Raw genomic sequence first — 16,246 nt, forward strand, 5'->3', positions numbered from 1 at the left:
CGTCCCTCCTCTCACGGGTGAACTCTGGCGTGCCGCCTGCCCTCTTGGGTAGGTTCGCGGCGACCTTTGCGAACCCAGGGGAGGGAACATGCGCACGGCACGCAGATGGCTGCCGGCGCTGGTGATGTGCATAGGCACACTCGCCGGCGCCGGCGCCGCACCGGCCCTGGCGGCCACGGCCGCCACCGGGACGAACGCCCGGGAGACGCAGGACACCGCGGACATCAAGGACCGCATCCTGCAGATCCCGGGCATGCACTTCGTCGAGGAGAAGCCCTACGAGGGCTACCGCTACCTCGTGCTCACCTACACCCAGCCGGTCGACCACCGCCACCCCGACCGCGGGACGTTCGAGCAGCGCTTCACCCTGCTGCACAAGTCCACGGACCGGCCGACCGTCTTCTACACATCCGGGTACAACGTCTCCACCACCCCGTCGCGCAGCGAGCCGACCCGCATCGTCGACGGCAATCAGGTGTCGATGGAGTACCGCTTCTTCACTCCGTCCCGGCCGCAGCCGGCCGACTGGTCCAACCTCGACATCCGGCAGGCGGCCAACGACCAGCACCGCCTCTACCAGGCCCTGAAGACCGTCTACGGCAAGAACTGGCTGGCGACCGGCGGCAGCAAGGGTGGCATGACCGCCACCTATTACCGCCGCTTCTTCCCTCACGACATGAACGGCACCGTCGCCTACGTCGCGCCCAACGACGTGCACAACGGCGACGACCGCCCCTACGACCGCTTCTTCGCCACCGTCGGCGACAAGGCCTGCCGCACGCAGCTCGATTCGGTGCAGCGCGAGGCCCTCCTCCGCCGTGACGAGATCGTCGCCCGCTACCAGAAGTGGGCCGACGAGAACGGCAAGACGTTCAAGGTCGTCGGGAGCGCCGACAAGGCGTACGAGAACGTCGTCCTGGACCTGGTGTGGTCGTTCTGGCAGTACCACCTGCAGAGCGACTGCGCGTCCGTCCCCGCGACCAAGGCCTCGACGGACGAGCTCTACAAGTTCATCGACACCGTCTCGGGCTTCGACGGCTACACGGACCAGGGCCTGGAGCGCTTCACGCCGTACTACTACCAGGCGGGCACCGAGCTAGGCTCCCCGACCTTCAAGTCCCCTCATCTGAAGGGCCTGTTGCGCTACCCCGGGATCTACGCCCCGCGCAACTACGTGTCGCGTGACATACCGATGAAGTGGAAGCCGGGTGTCATGGCCGACGTCGACCGCTGGGTGCGCAACGACAGTACGCAGATGCTCTTCGTCTACGGCCAGAACGACCCCTGGGGTGCCGAACCGTTCCGCCTCGGCCGCAACGCCGCGGCCCGGCACGACTACCGCTTCGTCGCCCCGGGCGGCAACCACGGTTCGAACATCGCCCAGTTGGTGGCCGACGAGCGGGCCATGGCCACGGCCGAGGTCCTGAAGTGGGCGGGCGTCGCCCCCGCGGCCGTCCAGAAGGACGCGCGGCACGCGAAGCCGCTGGCACCGTACGACGCCAAGCTGGACAACCGTCCCGTGGAGCGGGAGGCCGCGCTGCGGCCGTGAAGCCGTTTTCGGCGCGTCAGGACAGGCGGCGGGCGCACCCCACGGGGGCCCTGCCGCCCACGTCCACATAGAGGTCCGTCTGCTCCGGGCAGTCGCTCCGCGCGGGCACCGTCTCCTCGACGCGGAACTCCGGCGTGTGGCCCATCGAGCCGTCGCACGCCGTCTCCTTCACCACCCCTTCGCGCTCCGTGTAGACGCAGTCCCCCGCCACGGTGAGCGGCCCGCCGCCCATGCCGGGGTCGCCGGGGTGCGGGGGCCGCAGGTTGCGCATGCACGCATAGCCCTCGGGCCGGCTCTCCCGCTCCGATGTGCCGGTGTCGACGGCTGCGATGTGCAGGACGAAGTCGGTGTCGTCCGGGCAGCGCGGCCCGCTCGCCTGCGGGCCGTTGTAGCGGGCCAGCACGCTGGCGGTGGCCTCGTCGCCCGCGCAGTCGACCTCCGTGAAGGCCGCCCCGCCCCGGCCGCGTCCGGCGCACGTGCCCCGCGCCAGGAACTGTGCGGGGGGTCCCTGCCGCGCCTGCAGGGCCTGGCTGCCGGTCGCGGCGGCGTTCTGCACCGGTTGTTCCTGGCAGCCGCTCAGCGTGAACATCCCCGACAGCGTGGCCGACGCGAGCAGCGCTGCGGACAGCAAGTGATGACGCATGATCCCCCAACCCCTGGCACCGGCCCACAGTTACCCGACGCGACCGGCACACGCCAGGCGTGCGCCGGGCTTTGCGCAGGGTGACCGGCCGTCCGTTCGTGCGCCCGCGGGGCTGCCCACCGCCGACGCTGTCGGAAGGGGGTACGCCGACGGCGGGGTGCGGCCGGCCGCAGGCGGCGGAGAGGGTGGTCAGCAACGCGGCGGTCAGCGACGCCGACACCGCTCTGCGGAGGCTCCCCGGCTGCACGTCGCTTCGACGTACGGTGCACCGGAGCGGTTCCGTGCCATGCGGCCTACTGTGCTGCGCGGTGCTGTGCCCTGCGGAGGCGCACGGGACGGCGCAGGGTGAGCAGCCTTGCGCGCGGGGCGAGCCGCCGGACCATCGTGAAGACCGACTCGGTGCGCGAGCGGTCGGCGTCCAGCACGGTGAAGAGGTTGACCCCGAGGTAGAACGTGCAGGCGGCGTTGGCCAGATCGCGCGGGGGAGTGAGCCTGGCCAGCGCGGTGCCGCCGATGACCCGCTCCAGGGTCTCCTCCATGAACCCCATCCACGGCTCGACCCGCACCTTGATCTCCTCGCGCAGCTCGGGCTTGGCCACGGCGGCGGCCACGAGCTCGGAGAGCAGAGCGATGTGGCCGCCCTCCAGGTCGTCGCGGTAGATGCGGGTGGCGGCCGCCGCGAGCTCCTCCAGGGTGCGGCACTCGGCGACGGTGGCCGTGTGCATCGCCATGCGTTCGTCGGACGACCGGTCGAGCGCGGCGAACAGCAGCGGGTCGACGCCCCCGAAGTGGTAGAAGACCAGCGCCGAGTTGACGCCCGCCTCCTTGGCTATGGTCCGCGCGCTGGCCTTGCCGTAGCCCTGCGTGCGCAGCACCGCCCCCGCGGCGGCGATCAGCCGTTCCCTGGTCTCCACCGACATGTGCCGCCCTCTCGACGAGCGTTCATCATACGTTTCAATCGATCGCTCAAATCGACCGGTCAGCAGGCCCGCTGCGGCCACTGCTCGCGCAGCACCCGCAGTGTTTCCCTGATGGCGGGCCTGCGGGCCGCCCCGGTGCGCCAGTAGGCGAACAGCCTGCGCACGGGGACGGGCTCCAGGGGCACGTCCACCACCCCCTCCGGCAGCGGTCCGCGGCCCAGCCGGGGCATGAGGGCGACGCCCAGCCCGGCCGCGACGAGGGCGACCTGCGTGTGGTTCTCCGCGGCCTGGTAGGCGAGGTCCGGCTCGCTGCCGAGGGCCCGCAGCGTACGGACCAGCCAGTCGTGGCAGACCGTGCCCGGCGGGTTGCCGATCCAGCGCAGGCCCACCAGATCGCTGCGCTCCAGCCGTCCGCGTCCGGCCAGCGGGTGTCCCTCCGGCACGAGCACGTCGCACAGATCGTCGCCGATCTTCGCCCGTTCCAGGCGCTCCGGCGTGGGGTGCGGCACGATGTCCCAGTCGTGCCAGACCGCGACGTCGAGGGCGCCCTGGGCCGCCAGGCCGACCGACAGGTGGGGGTCGACCTCGATCAGCCGGGCGTCCAGCGCGGGATGTTCGCGGGTGAGCTGGGCCAGCACACCGGGCAGCAGCCCGCGTGCGGCCGAGGCGAACGCACCGACGACGATCCGTCCGGCGGGCTGCCCGCGCCGCTCCTCCAGATCCGTCTCCGCCCGCTCGACCATGGCCAGCAATTCCCGTGCCGTCTCGGCCAGTTCGACGGCCGCGTCGGTGAGCATCACGCCCCGCCCGCGCCGCTCCAGCAGGGTGGTGCGCGTCTCCCGCTCCAGCTTGGTGATCGACTGCGAGATCGCGGAGGGCGTGTAGCCCAGGGCGAGGGCCGCCGCACTGACCGAGCCGTGCACGGAGACGGCATGCAGGGCCCGCAGGCGTGACAGGTCCAGCATGTGAGCCCCCGACGAGTGTCCCATTGTTGAGCGTTGCTGAATCCCATCATGAAGCAGCCCGTGCTGGTGCTGAACGATCAGGCGCCGTGATGCTGATCGCATGCGTCCGCTCCACATCGCCCTCGGCGTGCTCGTCGCCGCCCTCTGGGGCGTCAACTTCGTCGTCATCGACATCGGCCTCGGCCACTTCCCGCCGCTGCTCTTCTGCGCGCTGCGCTTCCTCGCGGCAGCGGTGCCCGCCGTCCTCCTGGTCGGCCGGCCCCAGGTGCGCCGGCGGTGGGTGGTGGCGGTCGGGCTGGTGCTGGGCGTGGCCAAGTTCGGGCTGCTGTTCATCGGGATGCACGCCGGGATGCCGGCCGGGCTGTCCTCGCTGGTGCTCCAGGTCCAGGCGGTCTTCACCGCCCTGTTCGCCATGGCCGCCCTCGGTGAACGGCCGGGCCGCGTCCGGCTGCTGGGCATGGGCGTCGCCCTGGCGGGCATCGCGGTGGCCGCCGTCGACGAGGGCACCTCGGGACCGCTGACGGGCTTCGCCCTCGTGGTGGCCGCCGCGGCCTTCTGGGGTGTCTCGAACGTCCTGACCCGCAAGGCCGCGCCGCCGGACGCCCTGCGGTTCATGGTGTGGGTCAGCGCGGTCCCGGTGCTGCCCCTGCTGCTGCTCTCCCTGCTCTTCGAGGGCCCGGCCGCCGACGCCGAGGCACTGGGCTCGCTGGACCGGAGCGGCGTGGGCGCCGTCGTGTACGTCGCCTGGATCACCACGCTGCTCGGCTTCGGCGTCTGGGGGTTCCTGCTGCGCACCTACGACGCCACGGCCGTGGCCCCGTTCTCGCTGCTGGTGCCCGTGTTCGGCATGTCCTCCGCCGCCCTCCTGCTGGGCGAGCACGTGAGCCCCCTGCGCTGGTGCGCGGCGGCCCTCCTGGTGGGCGGGGTCGCGCTCACCTCGCTGCCGGGGCGGCGGCGACCAGCTCCCGCAGGTACTCCCGCCCGTGGCCTGCCAAGGACGCGAAGTCCGCAGCCTGCGGGTACCAGCGCTTCTCGTACTCCCAGCACAGCCAGCCGTCCCACCCCGACGAGGTGAGCGCGCCCACGCAGCCGGCCAGCGGCAGCACCCCGGCGCCCAGCGGCAGCGGAGCCGTGTCCTCCGCGGAGGCGACGTCCTTCACCTGCACATAGCCCAGGTGCGGGGCGAGCGCGGGGAAGCTGGCCTCCGGCCGCTCCCCGCCCCGCCAGGTGTGCAGCAGGTCCCACAGCGCACCGATGCTGCCGTGCCCCACCGGGCCCAGGACCCGCACCGCGTCCTGGGCCCGGCTGTGCGAGTCGTGGGTCTCCAGCAGCACCTGCACGCCCGAGTCCGCGGCGAGCGGGGCGATCGCCCCCAGCCGGCGCGCGGCGACCGCGTCGGCCTCCGCCGCGGGCGGCTCGCCGGCACCGGGGAAGACCCGCACGTACAGCGCCCCGAGTTCGCCGGCCATCCGCACCAGCTCCGCGAGATCCTCCAGCACCGGGCCGTCCGGGCCGGGCGCGGCGACCCGGACGTACCCGGCCAGGCACAGGAGTTCCACGCCCGCCTCCGCGAACGCCGCGGACACCGCGGCGCGTTCGATGGGCAGGAGGCCCGGGTGGACGGGTTCCTCCGGGTGCGTGCGCAGTTCGACGCCGTCGTAGCCGCAGTTCCTGGCGAGGCGCACCACGTCGGGGACGGGCAGACCGGGGACACCGAGGGTGGAGAAAGCCAGTTTCATGCAGAGCGGCTTCCCCGCCCGGCGGTCCGGAATGCGCCCCGTACGGCAGACGGGGGTGCTAGCTTCGCGGGATGACGGCCAGGGAGTCGGCCGACGGCACGGTTCTCCGCATCGCCATGAACGGTGCGACCGGCCGGATGGGCCACCACCAGCACCTCGTACGCTCCGTCCTCGCCCTGCGCGACCAGGGCGGCCTGCCGCTCGCCGACGGGACCGTCCTGCGGCCCGAACCGGTGCTCGTCGGGCGTGACCCGCGCAAGCTCGCGGCACTCGCCCGGCAGCACGGGATCGGTGAGTGGTCCTGCGATCTGGACACCGTCCTGTCCGACCCGTCCGTCGACGTCTACTTCGACGCACAGGCCACCTGCGCCCGTGCGGACGCGGTGCGCAGGGCCATCACCGCGGGCAAGCACGTGTACTGCGAGAAACCCGTCGCAAGTGACCACGCAGGCGCGATCGGTCTGGCCCGTCTGGCGGACGCTGCCGGCGTGCGCCATGGCGTCGTCCAGGACAAGCTCTTCCTTCCGGGCATCCGCAAGCTCAAACGCCTTGTCGACGGCGGCTTCTTCGGGCGTGTGCTCTCGGTGCGCGGGGAGTTCGGCTACTGGGTCTTCGAAGGGGACTGGCAGAGTGCCCAGCGGCCGTCGTGGAACTACCGTGCGGAGGACGGCGGCGGCATCGCCTCCGACATGTTCCCGCACTGGGAGTACGTGCTGAGGGAGCTGTTCGGCCCCGTGCGCACCGTGCAGGCGCAGCTGTCGACGCACATACCGCGCCGCTGGGACGAGCAGGGCATGCCCTACGAGGCGACCGCCGACGACGCCGCCTATGCGGTCTTCGGCCTGGAGGGCGGAGCCGTCGCCCAGTTCAACTCCTCCTGGGCGGTGCGGGTGCACCGTGACGAGCTGCTGGAGCTCCAGGTCGACGGGACGGACGGCTCGGCCGTCGCCGGACTGCGCGGCTGCCGTGTGCAGCACCGCTCGGTCACTCCGCGGCCCGTGTGGAACCCGGACGTCCCGGCCGCCGACGGCTTCCGCGACCGGTGGCAGGAGGTGCCGGACAACGGGGAGTTCGGCAACGCCTTCAAGACACAGTGGGAGTTGTTCCTGCGGCACGTGGCGCAGGACGAGCCCTGGCGCTGGGACCTGTTCGCCGGAGCGCGCGGCGTACAGCTCGCCGAGCTGGGCGTGCGCTCCTCGGCCGAGGGACGCAGGCTCGACGTGCCGGAGCCGGCCCGGTGATCCGGCTGCCGGACGCGACGGGGGCACTGCGCCGCCACGTGCCGAGGGCCGAGCCGCATCCCGTGGCGCCGGGCCCGCCCCCGGCGTCCCGGACGGCCTTCGCCGCCGCCCACGTCGTCGCCGACCCCTTCGGCAACACCACGCCGCACGGCCCGGCCGCCCTCGACTGGGACGCCACGCTCGCCTTCCGCCGCCATCTGTGGGCGCACGGCCTGGGCGTGGCGGAGGCCATGGACACCGCGCAGCGCGGCATGGGCCTGGACTGGCCCGCCGCGGCCGGACTGATCCGCCGCACGGCGGCCGAGGCGGCAGCAGTGGGCGGATCGCTCGTCTGCGGGGCCGGCACGGACCAACTGGCCCCGCCCTACGGCCCGCTGACGCTCGACGGCGTCACGGTGGCCTACGAGGAGCAGCTGTCGGTGGTCGAGGGCGCGGGCGCCCGAGCGGTCGTGATGGCCTCCGGGGCACTGGCAGCCGTGGCCACGACTGCGGACGACTACCGGGAGGTTTACGGCCGATTGCTCCGCCAAACAGCTGCACCCGTCATCCTGCACTGGCTGGGCCCGATGTTCGACCCTCGACTGAACGGCTACTGGGGCAGCACCGACCTGGACGAGGCCACCGGCACACTGCTCGCGATCGTCGCCGAGCACGTGGACAAGGTCGACGGTGTGAAGGTGTCCCTCCTGGACGCGGAGCGCGAACGGGCCCTGCGCCGCGCCCTTCCGGACGGCGTGCGCTGCTACACGGGCGACGACTTCCACTACCCGGCACTCGTCGAGGGGGACGGCGGACACCACAGCGACGCCCTGCTCGGCGTCTTCGACGCACTGGGCCCTCTCGCCGCCCAGGCGCTGCGCCTGCTGGACGCCGGCGACCGCTCCGGCTTCCGGGCCCTGCTGGATCCGACCGTCCCGCTGGCGCGCCATCTGTTCGCGCCTCCGACGCGCTTCTACAAGACGGGCGTGGTGCTGCTGGCCTGGCTGTCCGGTCACCAGACGCACTTCGCCATGGCGGGCGGCCTGCACTCCGCCCGTTCGCTGCCGCATCTCGCGCGCGCCTATGAACTCGCGGACGGGCTGGGCCTGTTCCCCGATCCGCAGCTGGCCGAGGCGCGCATGGCGCGGCTGCTGGCCGTGCACGGGGTGGAGCAGTGAGCGGCATCGACCGGTTCAGCCTCAACCAGCAGACCATTCGCCAGTGGTCGCTGCCCGAGCTGGTGTCCGGCTGCACGGCGGCCGGGGTCCGGCACGTCGGGCTGTGGCGGGAGCCGGTGCGCGCGTACGGACTGCGGGCCGCGGCGCGGCTGGTGCGGGAGGCGGGGCTGACGGTCAGCAGTCTGTGCCGGGGCGGCTTCCTGACGGCCGCCGACCCCGCGGAGCGGATCGCCGCCGTCGACGACAACCGGGCGGCGATCGAGGAGGCGGCCGTGCTCGGCACCAGCACCCTGGTGCTGGTGTGCGGCGGGCTGCCGCCGGGCAGCCGGGACCTGCACGGGGCGCGCGAGCGGATCGCGGACGCGCTGGGCGAGTTGGCGCCGTACGCGGCGGCCCACGGGGTGCGGCTGGCGGTCGAGCCGCTGCACCCGCTGTTCGCGTCCGACCGCAGCGTGGTCTCCACCCTCCGCCAGGCCCTCGATCTCGCCGGGCGCTTCCCGGCGGAGCGTGTGGGCGTGGTCGTCGACGCCTATCACCTGTGGTGGGACGACACGGTGGCCGGGCAGCTGGCACGGGCGGGGGCGGGCGGGCGGATCGCGGCCCTCCAGCTCGCCGACTGGGTCACGCCGCTGCCCGAGGGCGCGCTGCTGGGGCGGGGGCAGCTCGGGGACGGCGCGGTGGACCTGCGCTGGTTCCGCGAACGGGCCGATGCCGCGGGCTATGCGGGCCCGGTCGAGGTGGAGATCTTCAGCCCGGCGCTGTGGGCGCGCGACGGGGCCGGCGTGCTCGCCGAGGTGCTGGACCGATATCGGACGTACGTGTTGTGAACTGGGGTTCCCTACCTTCCGTAACGGAAACATAACGCCTTGGATCGGCTGCAACCGTTCGCGGCTCCCGTGGGTCGTACTGTGCATCGGGCTTCCTGGGGAGGGATCCGGGGGGATTCGGAGGAAGCCGTTGCAAGGGGGGACCCGAGGGGCTCGGTCGACGGACCGGGCCCCTCGAATGCGTCACGGGCATCCCGCGGCCACGCAAGCGGAACCGCGGATATCCACAGCCCCGAACGCCCTGTCGGACCGCACCGGTACCGTCGGGGCATGGTGCAACTGGCAGTGGTCGAAGGGGTCCTCGAAAGGATCACCTACGCCAACGAGGAGAACGGCTACACGGTCGCCCGCGTCGACACCGGCCGCGGCAGCGGCGATCTCCTCACGGTCGTGGGCTCGCTGCTCGGCGCGCAGCCGGGCGAGTCGCTCCGGCTGGAGGGCCGCTGGGGCTCCCACCCGCAGTACGGCCGCCAGTTCACCGTGGAGAACTACACCACGGTCCTGCCCGCCACGATCCAGGGCATCCGCCGCTACCTGGGCTCCGGCCTGATCAAGGGCGTGGGCCCGCGCATCGCGGACCGGATCACGAGTCACTTCGGCGCGGACACCCTGGACGTCATCGAGAAGGAGCCCGCGCGCCTGATCGAGGTCCCCGGCCTGGGTCCCAAGCGCACCCGCTCGATCGGCGCCGCCTGGGAGGAGCAGAAGGCCATCAAGGAGGTCATGCTCTTCCTCCAGGGCGTCGGCGTCTCCACGTCCATCGCCGTGCGCATCTACAAGAAATACGGCGACGCCTCGATCTCCGTGACGCGCAATCAGCCCTACCGGCTGGCCGCCGACGTCTGGGGCATCGGCTTCCTGACCGCCGACCGTATCGCCCAGTCCGTCGGCATCCCGCACGACAGCCCCGACCGCGTCAAGGCGGGCCTGCAGTACGCCCTTTCCCAGTCCACCGACCAGGGGCACTGCTTCCTGCCCGAGGAGCAACTGATCGCGGACGCCGTGAAGCTGCTCCAGGTCGACACCGGCCTCGTCATCGACTGCCTCGCCGAACTGGCCTCGGACGAGCACAGCGAGGACGGCGCGGGCGTGGTCCGCGAGAGCGTCCCCGGCCCGGACGGCGGCGCACCCGTCACGGCCGTGTACCTCGTGCCGTTCCACCGTGCCGAGCTGTCGCTGGCCGGCCAGCTCACGCGCCTGCTGCGCACCGAGGAGGACAGGCTCGCGGCCTTCCGGGACGTGGACTGGGAGCGGGCGTTGGCCTGGCTGTCCGGGCGCACGGGCGCGGAGCTCGCGGCCGAGCAGCAGCAGGCGGTCCGGCTCGCGCTGACCAGCAGGGTCGCCGTCCTCACCGGCGGCCCGGGCTGCGGCAAGTCCTTCACCGTGCGTTCGGTGGTCGAGCTGGCGCGCGCCAAGAAGGCCAAGGTGGTGCTCGCCGCCCCGACCGGACGGGCCGCCAAGCGGCTGTCCGAGCTGACCGGCGCCGAGGCCTCGACCGTCCACCGGCTGCTGGAGCTCAAGCCCGGCGGTGACGCGGCCTACGACCGGGACCGGCCGCTGGACGCCGATCTGGTGGTGGTCGACGAGGCGTCCATGCTCGACCTGCTGCTGGCCAACAAGCTCGTCAAGGCCGTCCCGCCGGGCGGTCACCTGCTGTTCGTCGGCGACGTGGACCAACTCCCGTCCGTCGGTGCGGGCGAGGTGCTCCGCGACCTGCTGGCCGAGGGCAGCCCCGTCCCGGCCGTGCGGCTCACCCGGATCTTCCGGCAGGCGCAGCAGTCCGGCGTGGTGACCAACGCACACCGCATCAACTCCGGCGTGCCGCCCATCACTCAGGGGCTGGCGGACTTCTACCTCTTCGCGGAGGAGGACACCGAGGAGGCGGGCCGGCTGACGGTGGACGTGGCCGCCCGGCGCGTCCCTGCGAAGTTCGGGCTCGACCCGCGCCGGGACGTCCAGGTGCTGGCCCCCATGCACCGCGGCCCGGCCGGCGCGGGCACGCTCAACGGCCTGCTCCAGCAGGCCATCACGCCCGCCCGCCCCGATCTGCCCGAACGCCGCTTCGGCGGGCGGGTCTTCCGCGTCGGCGACAAGGTCACCCAGATCCGCAACAACTACGAGAAGGGGCGGAACGGCGTCTTCAACGGCACGGTGGGCGTGGTGACGGCACTGGACGCGGTGGAGCAGAAACTGACCGTGCGCACCGACGAGGACGAGGACGTCGATTACGACTTCGACGAGCTCGACGAGCTCGCCCACGCCTACGCGGTGACGATCCATCGGTCGCAGGGCAGCGAGTATCCGGCGGTGGTGATCCCGGTCACCATGGGTGCCTGGATGATGCTCCAGCGTAATCTCCTCTATACAGCGGTCACCAGGGCGAAGAAACTGGTGGTACTGGTGGGCTCCCGGAGGGCCCTGGGTCAGGCGGTGCGTACCGTCTCGGCGGGCAGACGCTGTACCGCCCTCGATCACCGGCTCTTCACAAGCGGAGGAGGTGGTGTTCGTCTCTGATCAGAACGGTTTACCAATCAGGGCGAAGGGGGCAGGATGGGCGGGTTGGACGGCACTGAGTGCCGTTCTTGGGCCCTATGGCCGACCCCGAGTGCACGTACATCGTCCAAATGGGGGAAGGTAGGGGTAGTCAGGGCACCTCGAAGAAGAGGCACAACGTCGGTGAGGGATGACGTGAGCGAGAACTCTGTAGTACTGCGGTACGGCGGCGGCGAATACACCTACCCGGTGGTCGAGAGCACCGTCGGCGACAAGGGCTTCGACATCGGCAAGCTCCGCGCCCAGACCGGTCTGGTGACCCTTGACTCCGGCTACGGCAACACTGCCGCCTATAAATCCGCGATCACCTACCTCGACGGCGAGCAGGGCATCCTGCGCTACCGCGGCTACCCGATCGAGCAGCTGGCCGAGCGCAGCTCGTTCCTCGAGACGGCGTTCCTGCTGATCAACGGCGAGTTGCCGACCGTCGACGAGCTGGCGACCTTCAAGGGTGAGATCACCCAGCACACCCTGCTGCACGAGGACGTCAAGCGCTTCTTCGACGGCTTCCCGCGCGACGCCCACCCGATGGCCATGCTGTCCTCGGTGGTCAGTGCGCTGTCGACCTTCTACCAGGACAGCCACAACCCGTTCGACGAGAAGCAGCGTCACCTGTCCACGATCCGGCTGCTCGCCAAGCTGCCGACGATCGCGGCCTACGCCTACAAGAAGTCGATCGGTCACCCGATCGTCTACCCGCGCAACGACCTCGGCTACGTCGAGAACTTCCTGCGCATGACGTTCTCCGTGCCGGCCGCCGAGTTCGAGCTGGACCCGGTCGTCGTCAGCGCGCTCGACAAGCTGCTGATCCTGCACGCGGACCACGAGCAGAACTGCTCGACCTCGACCGTGCGCCTGGTCGGCTCCTCGCAGGCCAACCTCTTCGCGTCGATCTCCGCCGGCATCAACGCCCTGTGGGGCCCGCTGCACGGCGGCGCCAACCAGGCCGTCCTGGAGATGCTGGAGTCCATCCAGGCCTCCGGCGGTGACGTCGACGCCTTCATCCGCAAGGTGAAGAACAAGGAGGACGGCGTCCGCCTGATGGGCTTCGGGCACCGCGTCTACAAGAGCTTCGACCCCCGGGCGAAGATCATCAAGGCGGCGGCGCACGACGTCCTCGGCGCTCTCGGCAAGTCCGACGAGCTGCTCGACATCGCGCTCAAGCTGGAGGAGCACGCGCTGAGCGACGACTACTTCGTCTCGCGCAACCTCTACCCGAACGTCGACTTCTACACCGGTCTCATCTACCGGGCCATGGGCTTCCCGGGCGAGATGTTCACCGTGCTCTTCGCGCTCGGCCGGCTCCCCGGCTGGATCGCCCAGTGGCACGAGATGATCAAGGAGCCGGGCTCCCGCATCGGCCGCCCGCGCCAGATCTACACGGGCATCGTCGAGCGCGACTTCGTCCCGGTGGAAGAGCGCTGAGCCGGCTCACCGCCTGAGCAGAGAAAAAGCGCCCCGCGTCCGATCCTCCCACGGGTCGGAGCGGGGCGCTTTTCCGTAACCCCGGCCAGGATTCCCCCCACGGGATCCGTCCGGGAGCCTCGGTACGCCTGGGCTCACGCCTGCGCGATCTGCCGGAACACGTACGGACGGGAGGGCCGCTCAAAGCTCCCCGGGTACGTGCCCCGGCCACGCGTGGCCGGTACCGTCCCCCAAGACGATCCAGCACTGCCCGGTTAGACCAGCGACCCCCGGTAATGGTTACCTGCAAATCGATGTGATCTGGGTCTCCTGCCATAAACGGACGTAAAAGGGCAAGAGGTTGATCGTGCAGATTTCGTGAAGGATCCGGTCTTAGCGGGGTCTGCCGTCATGCAGAGCCGCGTCCGGAATCAGACGCGGCCGACGAGGTCGTAGCCTGCCTCGTCGACGGCGGCGCGGATCGCCTCGTCGTCCAGCGGGGCCGCGGCGGTGACGGTGACCAGGCCGGTGGCCGCGGCGGCCTCGACCGCGGTGACGCCGTCGACGGCCGAGATCTCGCTCTTGACCGCGGACTCGCAGTGGCCGCAGGTCATGCCGGTCACCTTGTAGGTGGTGGTGCTCATGGGCGTTCTCCTCATCGGGGCAGCGGGTGTCTCGTACCGTCTCGCGGCGGACAACACCTTACCCCCTGGGGGTATTCCCTCTCAGGGGGCCGTGAGGTGACGGGCGATCAGGTCCGCAGTCGGCGCCGGGAGCCGTTGCCGGGCCGCGAGGCCACCCAGGAGCGGATCGTGTCGGCGAACCAGTACGGTCTGCCGCCCTCGGTGAGGTCGGGGGCGGGCATCACCCCGTGTTTCCGGTACGAGCGCACGGTGTCGGTCTGCACGCCGATGTGCGCAGCGATCTCCTTGTAGGACCAGAGCCGACGATCGGTCATCTCTCGCGCCTCTCCGCAGTACCGCAGCCACGGAAGGGGGGTTCCGTCGGGGGACTGCGGCACGGCCTTGTCGGTCCCCCGAGCCTGCCCCCGGGCGACGACACAGAGTGACCGTGCGCGAGCGGCGGTTGCCCGGCTGTGACGCAGGGCGTGCGGGCGTGTGACGTCCGTTACCGAGGTGTGACCGTCAGCCGAGGCCCGCGGCGGCGGCCGCCTCGGCCACCCGCACGGGCCGGTTCTCGAGCCGGGAGAGCTCGCAGGCCTCCGCCACCAGCAGCGCTCGCAGTCCCTCCTCGCCGGGACACGGGCTCGGACCGCCCCGGGCCACCGCCCCGGCGAACGCGGCCAGCTCGGCGCGGTAGGCGCCCTCGAAACGCTCCAGGAACCCCGGCCACGGCCGCGCCGGCGCAGCAGGGCCGCCCGGCTCGGCCGAGGTCACGGGCGTGCGGCCGTCCAGCCCGACGGCCCACTGGTCGAGCTCCCCGGACAGCTCCGTCCGCACGTCGTACCCCGCGCCGTTGCAGCGCGTCGCGGTCGCGGTGACGAGCGTGCCGTCGTCCAGCGCGAGCAGCGCGGCAGCGGTGTCCACGTCGCCTGCCTCGCGGAACACGGCCGCGCCCGCGTCAGAGCCCCGCGCGAACACCTCCACCACCTCACGCCCCGTCAGCCAGCGCACGGCGTCGAAGTCGTGCACCATGCAGTCGCGCACGAGCCCTCCCGACAACGGCAGGAACTCCGCGGGCGGCGGAGCGGGGTCGGAGGTGACGGCCCGGATGGTGTGCACCCGTCCGAGCCTGCCGCTGCGCAGCGCCTCGCGGGCCGCCCGGTACCCGGCGTCGAAGCGCCGCTGGAAGCCGATCTGCAGCAGCGTGCCCGCCGCCGACACCTCCCGCAGCGCGGCCGCCGTGGCCGCCACGTCCAGGGCGACGGGCTTCTCGCAGAAGGCCGGCAGGCCGGCCCGCGCGGCCCGGGTGATCAGAGCGGCGTGCGAGGCGGTCGCGGTGGCGATGACGACGGCGTCGACGCCGGAGGCGAACACGTCGTCGACGGCGGGGACGGGGCGCACCCGTGCGCCGGTCGTCCGTGCCGCCAGTTCCGCGGCCCGCCCCGCGTCCGCGTCCCCGATCAGCAGCTCGTCCACCTCGTCCAGCGCGGCCAGCACCGCCGCGTGGACGGATCCGATCCGCCCCGCGCCCAGCAGCCCGATCCGCAGGCTCACCGGTACAGCTCCGGCCGCTCGGCCAGCAGTACGGGCGTGCGTTCGCCCGTGCCCTGGGCCCGCACGCCCGCCTCGCAGACGGCGGCGGCCGCGTACCCGTCCCAGGCGCTCGGGCCCGTGGTCTCCCCGCGCCGGGTGGCGTCCACCCAGGCCTGCACCTCGTGGTCGTACGCACTCCGGAAGCGCTCGACGAAGTCCTGCGCGATCGCCCCGCCCCAGCGGCCGGCCGCGTCCACCGACAGCCCGTGCGCCTCGCCGGTCCGTGCCGCGCCGCGTTCGCCGACCGCCTCGCAGCGCACCTGGTAGCCGAAGCCGCAGTTGACGAAGATCTCGACGTCGACGACGGCACCGCCCGCGGTCTCGAAGAGGACCAGCTGGGGATCGCTCAGCCCGGCGGGCGCCGCCGCGCCGGGCGCGGGCCGCAGCACCTGCACCGCGGTGATCTCCTGGCCCAGCAGCCAGCGGGTGACGTCGACCTCGTGGACGACCGAGTCGTTGATCGTCATCGGGTTCGTCCAGCCCGCCGGCGTCGCGACGTTGCGATGGACGCAGTGCAGCATCAGCGTCCGCCCGATCCCGCCTCCGTCCAGCAGCTCCTTGAGCTGCCGGTACTCGGCGTCGTACCGCCGCATGAACCCCACCTGCACCAGCCGCCTGCCCAGCCGCGCCTCCGCCTCCACCACGCGCAGGGCGGACTCCGCGTCCGGGGTGAGCGGCTTCTCGCACAGGACGGGCAGGCCACGCGCGAACGCCTCCAGCAGCGCCGCCTCGTGGGCCGGGCCGGGCGAGGCGATCAGCACGGCGTCCACCCCGGGGGAGGCCATCGCGGCCGCGGGGTCGGTGTGGGCGGTGCAGCCCTCGATGCGGTCGGCGGCCGCCTTGGCGCGGTCGCCGTCGAGGTCCACGACGGCGGCGACCCGCGCCCCGCTGATGGCCTCCTCGATGCGCCGGACGTGGTCCGAGCCCATCCGGCCCGTGCCGATCACGGCGACGCCGAGCGGTGCGTGCTGATACGTCATGACTATTCCTCGTACGTCGTTGTACGGCGATGGAACGTGATGGTGCGTGATG

14 protein-coding genes and 1 pseudogene are annotated in these 16,246 nt (G+C 72.0%); 7 read left to right on the forward strand and 8 right to left on the reverse strand.

Annotated features, from left to right (window positions below; translation table 11 throughout):
- Nucleotides 1-88: 88 nt before the first annotated feature.
- A complete protein-coding gene (locus ACLHRZ_RS17230) occupies nucleotides 89-1,549 on the forward strand; it encodes a S28 family serine protease (protein ID WP_490419307.1) in 1,461 nt (486 codons plus the stop codon).
- Nucleotides 1,550-1,565: 16 nt separating this feature from the next.
- On the opposite strand, the gene ACLHRZ_RS17235 is transcribed toward ACLHRZ_RS17230, so the two are convergent.
- From ACLHRZ_RS17235 to ACLHRZ_RS17245, 3 genes are all read right to left on the reverse strand, one after another.
- Entirely contained in the window at nucleotides 1,566-2,192 is a 627-nt protein-coding gene (locus ACLHRZ_RS17235) for a hypothetical protein (RefSeq protein ID WP_490419308.1), read from the reverse strand.
- Nucleotides 2,193-2,485: 293 nt separating this feature from the next.
- Nucleotides 2,486-3,112 carry a TetR/AcrR family transcriptional regulator gene (locus ACLHRZ_RS17240; RefSeq protein WP_490419309.1) on the reverse strand — a complete coding sequence of 209 codons (627 nt, stop codon included), beginning with the start codon at nucleotides 3,110-3,112 and terminating at the stop codon, nucleotides 2,486-2,488.
- Between the two features lie 59 nt (nucleotides 3,113-3,171).
- Nucleotides 3,172-4,077, reverse strand: a complete 906-nt coding sequence (locus tag ACLHRZ_RS17245) for a LysR family transcriptional regulator (protein ID WP_490419310.1) — start codon at nucleotides 4,075-4,077, stop codon at nucleotides 3,172-3,174.
- A 100-nt stretch (nucleotides 4,078-4,177) separates the two neighbouring features.
- Between ACLHRZ_RS17245 and ACLHRZ_RS17250 the strand changes: the two genes are divergently transcribed.
- Nucleotides 4,178-5,152, forward strand: coding sequence for an EamA family transporter (locus ACLHRZ_RS17250; protein WP_490419311.1), 975 nt, complete (start codon nucleotides 4,178-4,180; stop codon nucleotides 5,150-5,152).
- Here ACLHRZ_RS17250 and ACLHRZ_RS17255 read toward each other — a convergent pair.
- Nucleotides 5,034-5,816, reverse strand: a pseudogene (locus ACLHRZ_RS17255) (sugar phosphate isomerase/epimerase family protein); the annotation flags it as partial. The gene ACLHRZ_RS17250 and the pseudogene ACLHRZ_RS17255 overlap by 119 nt on opposite strands.
- A gap of 71 nt (nucleotides 5,817-5,887) precedes the next feature.
- On the opposite strand from ACLHRZ_RS17255, the gene ACLHRZ_RS17260 reads away from it, so the two are divergent.
- The 5 genes from ACLHRZ_RS17260 (at nucleotide 5,888) to ACLHRZ_RS17280 (ending at nucleotide 13,019) form a co-directional block, all read left to right on the forward strand.
- Nucleotides 5,888-7,057, forward strand: coding sequence for a Gfo/Idh/MocA family protein (locus ACLHRZ_RS17260; RefSeq protein ID WP_490419312.1), 1,170 nt, complete (start codon nucleotides 5,888-5,890; stop codon nucleotides 7,055-7,057).
- Nucleotides 7,054-8,214, forward strand: a complete 1,161-nt coding sequence (locus tag ACLHRZ_RS17265; protein WP_490419313.1) for a dihydrodipicolinate synthase family protein — start codon at nucleotides 7,054-7,056, stop codon at nucleotides 8,212-8,214. The genes ACLHRZ_RS17260 and ACLHRZ_RS17265 overlap by 4 nt, the downstream gene beginning before the upstream one ends.
- A complete protein-coding gene (locus tag ACLHRZ_RS17270) occupies nucleotides 8,211-9,041 on the forward strand; it encodes a sugar phosphate isomerase/epimerase family protein (protein WP_490419314.1) in 831 nt (276 codons plus the stop codon). Before ACLHRZ_RS17265 ends, ACLHRZ_RS17270 begins: the two co-directional genes overlap by 4 nt.
- 270 nt (nucleotides 9,042-9,311) lie before the next feature.
- Nucleotides 9,312-11,555: an SF1B family DNA helicase RecD2 gene (gene recD2 / locus ACLHRZ_RS17275; RefSeq protein WP_490419315.1), complete on the forward strand. Its 2,244-nt coding sequence runs from the start codon at nucleotides 9,312-9,314 to the stop codon at nucleotides 11,553-11,555.
- A 174-nt stretch (nucleotides 11,556-11,729) separates the two neighbouring features.
- On the forward strand, nucleotides 11,730-13,019 hold the full coding sequence (locus ACLHRZ_RS17280; RefSeq protein ID WP_490419316.1) for a citrate synthase: 1,290 nt from the start codon (nucleotides 11,730-11,732) through the stop codon (nucleotides 13,017-13,019).
- A 410-nt stretch (nucleotides 13,020-13,429) separates the two neighbouring features.
- Here the strand turns inward: ACLHRZ_RS17280 and ACLHRZ_RS17285 are convergent, their stop codons facing one another.
- The 4 genes from ACLHRZ_RS17285 to ACLHRZ_RS17300 all read right to left on the reverse strand — a co-directional run bounded on the left by ACLHRZ_RS17285 (nucleotide 13,430) and on the right by ACLHRZ_RS17300 (nucleotide 16,194).
- Nucleotides 13,430-13,657 carry a heavy-metal-associated domain-containing protein gene (locus tag ACLHRZ_RS17285; RefSeq protein WP_490419317.1) on the reverse strand — a complete coding sequence of 76 codons (228 nt, stop codon included), beginning with the start codon at nucleotides 13,655-13,657 and terminating at the stop codon, nucleotides 13,430-13,432.
- Nucleotides 13,658-13,749: 92 nt separating this feature from the next.
- Complete coding sequence (locus ACLHRZ_RS17290) at nucleotides 13,750-13,956, reverse strand: helix-turn-helix transcriptional regulator (protein ID WP_490419318.1); 207 nt, start codon at nucleotides 13,954-13,956, stop codon at nucleotides 13,750-13,752.
- A 187-nt stretch (nucleotides 13,957-14,143) separates the two neighbouring features.
- Nucleotides 14,144-15,169, reverse strand: a complete 1,026-nt coding sequence (locus ACLHRZ_RS17295) for a Gfo/Idh/MocA family protein (protein ID WP_490419360.1) — start codon at nucleotides 15,167-15,169, stop codon at nucleotides 14,144-14,146.
- A gap of 2 nt (nucleotides 15,170-15,171) precedes the next feature.
- Entirely contained in the window at nucleotides 15,172-16,194 is a 1,023-nt protein-coding gene (locus ACLHRZ_RS17300) for a Gfo/Idh/MocA family protein (protein WP_490419319.1), read from the reverse strand.
- Nucleotides 16,195-16,246: the final 52 nt, after the last annotated feature.

Source organism: Streptomyces sp. AM25 (assembly GCF_058146165.1).

Excerpts from the sequence above, each read along its gene's own strand:
- recD2 (WP_490419315.1), top strand. The coding sequence starts at position 9,312 with ATGGTGCAACTGGCAGTGGTCGAAGGGGTCCTCGAAAGGATCACCTAC.
- ACLHRZ_RS17235 (WP_490419308.1), bottom strand. The coding sequence starts at position 2,192 with ATGCGTCATCACTTGCTGTCCGCAGCGCTGCTCGCGTCGGCCACGCTG.
- ACLHRZ_RS17285 (WP_490419317.1), bottom strand. The coding sequence starts at position 13,657 with ATGAGGAGAACGCCCATGAGCACCACCACCTACAAGGTGACCGGCATG.
- ACLHRZ_RS17230 (WP_490419307.1), top strand. The coding sequence starts at position 89 with ATGCGCACGGCACGCAGATGGCTGCCGGCGCTGGTGATGTGCATAGGC.
- ACLHRZ_RS17260 (WP_490419312.1), top strand. The coding sequence starts at position 5,888 with ATGACGGCCAGGGAGTCGGCCGACGGCACGGTTCTCCGCATCGCCATG.
- ACLHRZ_RS17240 (WP_490419309.1), bottom strand. The coding sequence starts at position 3,112 with ATGTCGGTGGAGACCAGGGAACGGCTGATCGCCGCCGCGGGGGCGGTG.
- ACLHRZ_RS17250 (WP_490419311.1), top strand. The coding sequence starts at position 4,178 with ATGCGTCCGCTCCACATCGCCCTCGGCGTGCTCGTCGCCGCCCTCTGG.
- ACLHRZ_RS17245 (WP_490419310.1), bottom strand. The coding sequence starts at position 4,077 with ATGCTGGACCTGTCACGCCTGCGGGCCCTGCATGCCGTCTCCGTGCAC.
- ACLHRZ_RS17290 (WP_490419318.1), bottom strand. The coding sequence starts at position 13,956 with ATGACCGATCGTCGGCTCTGGTCCTACAAGGAGATCGCTGCGCACATC.
- ACLHRZ_RS17300 (WP_490419319.1), bottom strand. The coding sequence starts at position 16,194 with ATGACGTATCAGCACGCACCGCTCGGCGTCGCCGTGATCGGCACGGGC.